9 protein-coding genes are annotated in these 6,147 nt (G+C 69.7%); all 9 read left to right on the top strand.

Going from position 1 to position 6,147, the window contains the following annotated elements; all coding sequences use genetic code 11:
• The first annotated feature begins 93 nt into the window (after nt 1-93).
• The 9 genes from PV721_RS40080 to PV721_RS40040 all read left to right on the top strand — a co-directional run bounded on the left by PV721_RS40080 (nt 94) and on the right by PV721_RS40040 (nt 5,663).
• Nucleotides 94-750, top strand: a complete 657-nt coding sequence (locus PV721_RS40080) for a hypothetical protein (protein ID WP_319733303.1) — start codon at nt 94-96, stop codon at nt 748-750.
• A 53-nt stretch (nt 751-803) separates the two neighbouring features.
• The gene (locus PV721_RS40075) at nt 804-1,013 is read left to right on the top strand and encodes a hypothetical protein (protein WP_319733301.1); all 210 of its coding nucleotides are present in this window, start codon (nt 804-806) and stop codon (nt 1,011-1,013) included.
• Between the two features lie 374 nt (nt 1,014-1,387).
• Nucleotides 1,388-1,759: a DUF3846 domain-containing protein gene (locus PV721_RS40070; RefSeq protein ID WP_319733299.1), complete on the top strand. Its 372-nt coding sequence runs from the start codon at nt 1,388-1,390 to the stop codon at nt 1,757-1,759.
• Between the two features lie 65 nt (nt 1,760-1,824).
• Nucleotides 1,825-2,091, top strand: coding sequence for a hypothetical protein (locus PV721_RS40065; protein WP_319733298.1), 267 nt, complete (start codon nt 1,825-1,827; stop codon nt 2,089-2,091).
• Entirely contained in the window at nt 2,088-2,636 is a 549-nt protein-coding gene (locus PV721_RS40060) for a hypothetical protein (RefSeq protein ID WP_319733296.1), read from the top strand. The genes PV721_RS40065 and PV721_RS40060 overlap by 4 nt, the downstream gene beginning before the upstream one ends.
• A 328-nt stretch (nt 2,637-2,964) precedes the next feature.
• Nucleotides 2,965-3,219 (top strand): hypothetical protein, encoded by a 255-nt coding sequence (locus tag PV721_RS40055; protein ID WP_319733294.1) that lies wholly within the window; start codon nt 2,965-2,967, stop codon nt 3,217-3,219.
• Between the two features lie 99 nt (nt 3,220-3,318).
• The gene (locus PV721_RS40050) at nt 3,319-3,816 is read left to right on the top strand and encodes a DUF6573 family protein (protein ID WP_319733292.1); all 498 of its coding nucleotides are present in this window, start codon (nt 3,319-3,321) and stop codon (nt 3,814-3,816) included.
• 188 nt (nt 3,817-4,004) lie between these two features.
• A complete protein-coding gene (locus PV721_RS40045) occupies nt 4,005-4,436 on the top strand; it encodes a hypothetical protein (RefSeq protein WP_319733290.1) in 432 nt (143 codons plus the stop codon).
• A 225-nt stretch (nt 4,437-4,661) separates the two neighbouring features.
• Complete coding sequence (locus PV721_RS40040; protein WP_319733288.1) at nt 4,662-5,663, top strand: DUF932 domain-containing protein; 1,002 nt, start codon at nt 4,662-4,664, stop codon at nt 5,661-5,663.
• Nucleotides 5,664-6,147 lie beyond the last annotated feature (484 nt).

Below are 6,147 nucleotides of genomic sequence, written 5' to 3'. Positions count from 1 at the left end.
CGGCGGTTCGGCCGGCCGTCGGCCGGGGGAGGGGCTCCCCCAGCCGACGGCCGGCCGAACCGCCGCCCCCCCGCACACACCCCAGGAGGAACGATGCACACCACCCTTCAGCAGTGCCAGGACGCACTCGAAGCCGCCCAGGACCAGGCGCAGGGTCTGGCCCGCACCCTCGCCGCCACCCTCGCCCACATGTACCCGCACGCCGCCTACCTGGTGCTGCGCCGCGAGCCCCGCTCCGGCGAACTCCACCTCGACAGCCTCCGGACCGCCAGCGGCGCGCAGGGCGTCTGCGGCGACCTGGACACGCTCCCCGAGCTCACCGACCCCGAACTGCGCACGGCCTGGGGCAGGACCGACCCGCGCGACCCTCAGGCCCTGCTCCAGGTCCTCCGCGACCTCGACCGTCTCGGCGCCCCGTTCGGCCGGCTCCCCGACTCGGCACAGGAGTATGCCGACCCGTACGAGGACACGGCGGCCCTGCTGTGCCTGGTGGTCAACGCCGACGCGCCCGAGCCCGAGGGCCACGACCGGGAAGTGACCGCGCACCTCGCCCTGACCGTGACCGAGGAGGTCACCTACGAGTTCACCACCGAGGTCCGTCTCCCCGCGTACATCGCCAACAACCCGAGCGCCCTCCACGGCTACCTCGCCGACAACGAGGAGCTCTGGCTCGACGACCTCGACCCCGTCAGCGACGTCACCATCAACGAGCGCAGCCTGGACGACGTCGAATTCACCCTCGCCGCCTAGACCTCCCACGACCGCACACGGGCGCTGAGGGCGCCCAGGAAGGCACGAAGCACATGCCGGAGTACAGCATCAGCTGGAACGTCGAGATCGACGCTGAGACGCCCGTACACGCCGCCTTCGCGGCGCTGGCTCTCCAGCGCGACCCCACGTCCTGGGCCACTGTCTTCACCGTCCACACGGACAACGGTGACGTGGTCGTCGACCTCAACCCCCACCAGCCGGGCCCGCCGCGACTGAGCGGCCCCTGGACGCTGACCGCATAGCCCCGCACCTCCTCGCGCCCCGGCACGGCCCACCAGCCGCGCCGGGGCGCAGTCGTGCCCGGCCGCAGGGCATCTCGCCGGCCGTGGGGGAGGCCGGGCGTTCCCTCCCGGCCTGTGGACGTGGTCGACGCGCCGCTGGCCCGGCCGGGGAGCCTCCACCGCGGCCGGCCGCTTCGACGCCGGCGCCCTGGGGCCCAGGAAGGGCCGGCGGCGTGCGCGCGAACTCCGCCGACGGCCCTCGGGCATACCGCTGAACAGGGGAAATAGAGGCCTGCGACGTTCCTAAAGTGATGTGTAGTTGGTATAGTTGAGTTGTAGGTCGGCGGTGGCAGCCGACCCGCACCGAAAACCAACTCCCAGGAAAGGGGACCTTCATGCCCACCCTCCTCCAGGACGGCTATGCCTTGCGGGTCGAGACCACCGGCGGATTCAGGCTGCTCGACTGGGACGCCGACACCTGCCCGCAGGACGCGCTCGGCTCCGACCAGGTCCGCTCCACCGACCTGACCACCCAGCTGATCATGTGGACCGACGAGCTGGCCGTCCCGCTCGGCCTGCCCGCCAACACCCCCGCACGCCAGCTCCTCTACGCCTACCAGGCCAGCCCCAACCCGGTCTGCGGCGTGGCCGTCTTCACCGGGTCCACGCGCGACGGAGCGCTGCTCGGCCTCACAGAGGACCAAGCGCTCATGCTCGTCGACCGCTACTTCAGCCGTCACCGCGACCTCCCCCGGCCGCGCCGCTAAACGCAGGTCACCCCGGGCCCCGGAACCGAATTCCGGGGCCCTCGAATTCGACGAAAGGAAAACCCGTGAAATACACCATCATCGGAGACTGGTACGAAGTCTGGGATCTCGCCGATTCATTTGCGGTCGTCGCCGAGGGAGCGGACTTCGAGGAAGCCAAGGCGAACGCGGCCGCCGCGGTGCTGGAAGCCTTCCCGTGCCGCGCCGAGGAAGACGGCGAGACCCCCGAGACCCTCTGGGGAGGCGACAACGGCGCCTACGTCGTCGCCGCCTTCCTCGGAGACCTCGGCGCCCAGGCGGTCGACGCCGCGAGCTTCCGGCTGATCGCATGACCACCACCGCGACGCAGACGTACACCGTCATCGGCCTAACCCTCGACGTCGACCGCACGGAGCTGCTCATCGCGGCCGTCGTCGCGGGCACTGTCGCCGACCAGGTCGAGCTGCTGGCCACCAGCGAGGAGGACTTCACCCGGTGGGCCGAGGAGTTCAACGCCCCCGACCCGGACACCGCCGCGGACCTGGCCTACGCGTTCTGCCGCGACCTCGGCTATGCCGAGGAGGACACCGCAGGGGAGTACCTCCAGCGGGTCCTGGCCGAGGCGGGCATCGAAGCCACCAGGGGCGCGCACCCGGGCTCCGGCTGCTCCTGGATCGCCGTGCCCGCGCCCGACGGCGGCGAGGTCCTGCTCACCGGCCAGGACAGGCACGAGGCCGAGGTGGACTACCCGCTGACCGATCACGCCGGTTGGCTCGCCTGCGTCTACGACGAGGACGGCGTCGAGTTCACCGTCCTGTACGACTCCCACACCCCCGACCTGGCCGCCGACACCGCCGCCGCCGTCGCGGCCGTACGCGCCAGCGTCACGACCGGCTAGACGCCCTCTCACCTTGCACCCCCATCGTGGCCCCTGCCGCACGGTGGGGGCGCACTTATGTTCCGGTCGGCAGGTGTACCGGGCAGCCCGTGGCGGACTCCCTCCCGCACCCTTCGGGCCGGCCGCGGCATGCTCCAGCCACGCCGGCCACGGGAGAAGCGCCGGCGCCGGCCACGCCGCCGGCGGAAGGCGGGCGGCCGCCAATTCACCCAGGTGGGCAGGCTGATGAGGACACCAAAAGTGATTCACATGTGTTATAGTTGTCTTGTTGGTCGGCGGTGGCAGTCGATCACAAACCGAATCCACGCACAGCCGTGAGGAGACACTCATGTCCGACACCCTGCTCCGCACCCTCGACCTCGTCGAGCCCGGCGACCTGGTCCTCTACCACGGCAGCAAGGCCGAGCACCACGGCTTCTACCTGGCCCGGCTGTGCGACTGCTTCTACTGCGGACGTGCGGACCACCTCGGGAGCGCCGACACCCGCTACCACCTCACCGACCCGTTCGCCGAGGACCCGGACGCCTGCGTGGTGCACCACGTGCGCCGCGCGTCCATCACCCGGTCGGCCGCCAACGCCTGACCCTCTCTCGGGGCGCAGCCACCCGGCTGCGCCCCGCCCCGGGCGGCGGGGAGTGGCACCCCGCCGCCGCCGAGAACACCGCTCACGAAAGGGCAGCCAATGACCGACAAGACCCTCATCGACGGCACCTCCAACCCGGACAACCTGGGCCCCGACGCGATGCGCTGGACCCCCGAGCCGGAGCAGCCGGCCGTTTCCGTGGCCGACCTCTTCGGAGAGGTCATCCACGCGTACAGCCGAGCCGACGCCCTTACCGACGGCGTCCTGGTCGCCGTCGGCGACGGCATCGCCCGCGAGGCCGGGTTCGCGGTCCCCGTGGCCCTCACCGCGGCCGCGTGGGCCGACTGCGTCGCCTGGACGGACGAGGACAACCGGCAGGCCTACCAGGCCGAGTCGGGACGCCTCTGGGGCGTGCTCCGGATGACCCGCGACGCCATCCGACGCTCCGACGGCGGGCGATCCTGCACTGTCGAGCTCTACCGCGTCCCGCGCGACGGAGAGAGCCGCGAGAGGGAGCGGGCATGGCTGCTCGCCACGTGCGGGCCCGGCGACGAGATGGAGCCCGTGCTCACGATCTCCCTGCCCGGCGAGGACTGACCGGCGAAAGCGGCGCCCACCCGGCAAGACGTGGGCGCCGCGCATTCGCAGCGCCACCCACGTGCGGAATCTCCTCCCGGAAAAGATCCACAAAGGCTCCCAGAAATGATGAATGCGAGGTATAGTTATCTCGTTGGTCGGTGGTGGCAGCCGACCAGGAAACCGGAAGCAGACCGAGAGGAATCGGCATGGCAATCACGTCGCACGAGCGGCCCCCGTACGAGGTTGAGCGCTCCGCTGCGCTGTTGATGGGCCTCGTCAACGCGGTGGGGGACGGCTGTCACCATCTCGTCATCGCGGCATCGGCGAAGGGCGGCACTCTCTCGATCTCCGTGCCGTTCCACAACGACGGCGAGACGAGCGACCTGGACCCGGACGACGCCCTTGAGGCGATGATGGTCCTCACCCTCGCCGCCGTGGTGGGCGGGGGTGCGGTGATCCGCACGAACTTCGCCGACCAGACCTCCGAAGTGAAGGGCTGGAAGCTGGTGGAGTTCTACGCGAAGCCGCTCAGCGCATCGGAGATCTTTAACGCCTACTGCACGGATGCGGCGACGGGTGAACTGATCGCGCCGGAGTGGGGTGTGGAGTATGTGGCCGCACCCCGTCTGACGGTCTGATCCCGGGGCCTCTCCGGCCCGGCTGGCCCGCCTCTGCGCGGTCTGATCACCGGCGGGCCGGGTGGACACCTCGCTCGGCCGGCCGTTACAGGGGCTCGCCCGCCATCGCGGGCACCCCGGGAGGCGACGCGAGAGGCGCCATGAGTGATAGATATATGGTATAGTTTTCTTGTTGGTCGGTGGTGGCAGCCGGCGGACACCGGACACGCATACGAGGAGAGTTTCATGGCGCACTTGATTGAGCAGTTCAGCGACGGTTCGGCGGCGTTCGTGAGTGCGCAGAAGAGTGCGTGGCACCGGCTGGGTACCGTGACGACGGAGGCGCTGACGGCTGAGGACGCGATGCGGCTGGCCGCGCTGGACGGCTGGAACGTCCGCCTCGTTGGCCTGCACGCGACCGAGCTGACGGCCGAGGGCGCGACGCTGGACGTGCCGAACCACCGCGCGAGCGTGCGTACGCACCCGAAGACCGGCCGCCCCGAGACGCTGGGCGTGGTAGGCCCGGACTACACCCCGGTCCAGAACGAGGAGCACGCGGAGTTCCTGAACTACCTGGTCGATGAGTCCGGGGCGCACTTTGAGACCGCGGGCTCGCTGCGGGGCGGCCGCCAGGTGTTCCTGACCATGAAGCTGCCCCAGTCGATGACGATCGGCCGGAGCGACGAGGTGGACCTCTACATCGCCGCGTTCAACTCCCACGACGGCTCCAGCGCCTTCCGGATCGTCGTTACCCCGGTCCGGGTGGTGTGCGCCAACACGTTGCGGGCGGGGCTCCGCAACGCGAAGAGCAGCTACACGGTCCGCCACACCTCCGGAGCGCGCGGTCGCATCGCCCAGGCCCGCCAGGCTCTGGGACTCACCTTCAAGTACGCCGAGGAGTTCGAGAAGGCCGCCCAGCGGATGTTGGACGCGGAGATGACCACTCCCATGCTGCGGTCGGTCGTGGAACAGCTGTGGCCTGTCGCCAACGGCGACAGCACCCGGAAGAAGAACAACCAGCTCACCCGCTGGAACACCATCCGGAACCTCTTCGAGCACGCGGACACCCAGGCAGGCATCCGGGGAACGGCCTGGGCGGGATACAACGCCATCACCGAGTACGCCAACCACGTCGCCCCGGCCCGCGGCGCCACCTCGGAACTGAAGAGCGCCGCGCGCGCGGAGCGAGTGATCACGGGCACCGCTGACGACGTGATGGAGCGCGCCTTCCGTCTCGTGACCGTCTAGCCCGCCTCGGGGAGCAGCCGTAAGGCTGCTCCCCTTTCCGGCCGGTAGCAGAGCTGGGCCCAGCGGGCGGCCGGCTGCCGGAAGTGGCCGGACGGTGGGGTGTTTTGACGGCGTGTTGACTACATGGGAGAGGCCCGGAAGGGCCTCTTTCTCTTTTCCGGGGTGGCTCTCTATTCGTTTCTCGGGCGGGTTGAATTCCCCTCTCTCATTTTCTGACGTGTCATCAGATTCAGTGGGTATGACGATCCGTCAGTGACGCGCTCCCGGGATATCGGACCGGATTGCCGGCGAACGGCGTGAGCGAATTCGAGACACCGTCGAATTCGGCCGTAAGGCCGCCCCGGAGTTCACCCGCACACCCGCTCCCATAAACCCCGGCCGCCCGTGAGGGCGTCCGCCCCGGACACGGCGCCCGGAAGGGCGCTGAATCCCCCTCAGGAAAACCCCCGCACCCCTTCCCCTTAAAAAAATACCAACTTTCCAA

This window comes from Streptomyces sp. MB09-01 (genome assembly GCF_033794505.1).
GTDB lineage: Bacteria > Actinomycetota > Actinomycetes > Streptomycetales > Streptomycetaceae > Streptomyces.
The sequence above is the reverse complement of the archived record's forward strand: the minus strand, read 5'-3'. Positions and strand labels throughout refer to the sequence as shown.

What these genes read in the sequence shown, in the direction of transcription:
- PV721_RS40080 (WP_319733303.1), top strand. Translation starts at nt 94, where the DNA reads ATGCACACCACCCTTCAGCAGTGCCAGGACGCACTCGAAGCCGCCCAG.
- PV721_RS40075 (WP_319733301.1), top strand. Translation starts at nt 804, where the DNA reads ATGCCGGAGTACAGCATCAGCTGGAACGTCGAGATCGACGCTGAGACG.
- PV721_RS40070 (WP_319733299.1), top strand. Translation starts at nt 1,388, where the DNA reads ATGCCCACCCTCCTCCAGGACGGCTATGCCTTGCGGGTCGAGACCACC.
- PV721_RS40060 (WP_319733296.1), top strand. Translation starts at nt 2,088, where the DNA reads ATGACCACCACCGCGACGCAGACGTACACCGTCATCGGCCTAACCCTC.
- PV721_RS40055 (WP_319733294.1), top strand. Translation starts at nt 2,965, where the DNA reads ATGTCCGACACCCTGCTCCGCACCCTCGACCTCGTCGAGCCCGGCGAC.
- PV721_RS40050 (WP_319733292.1), top strand. Translation starts at nt 3,319, where the DNA reads ATGACCGACAAGACCCTCATCGACGGCACCTCCAACCCGGACAACCTG.
- PV721_RS40045 (WP_319733290.1), top strand. Translation starts at nt 4,005, where the DNA reads ATGGCAATCACGTCGCACGAGCGGCCCCCGTACGAGGTTGAGCGCTCC.
- PV721_RS40040 (WP_319733288.1), top strand. Translation starts at nt 4,662, where the DNA reads ATGGCGCACTTGATTGAGCAGTTCAGCGACGGTTCGGCGGCGTTCGTG.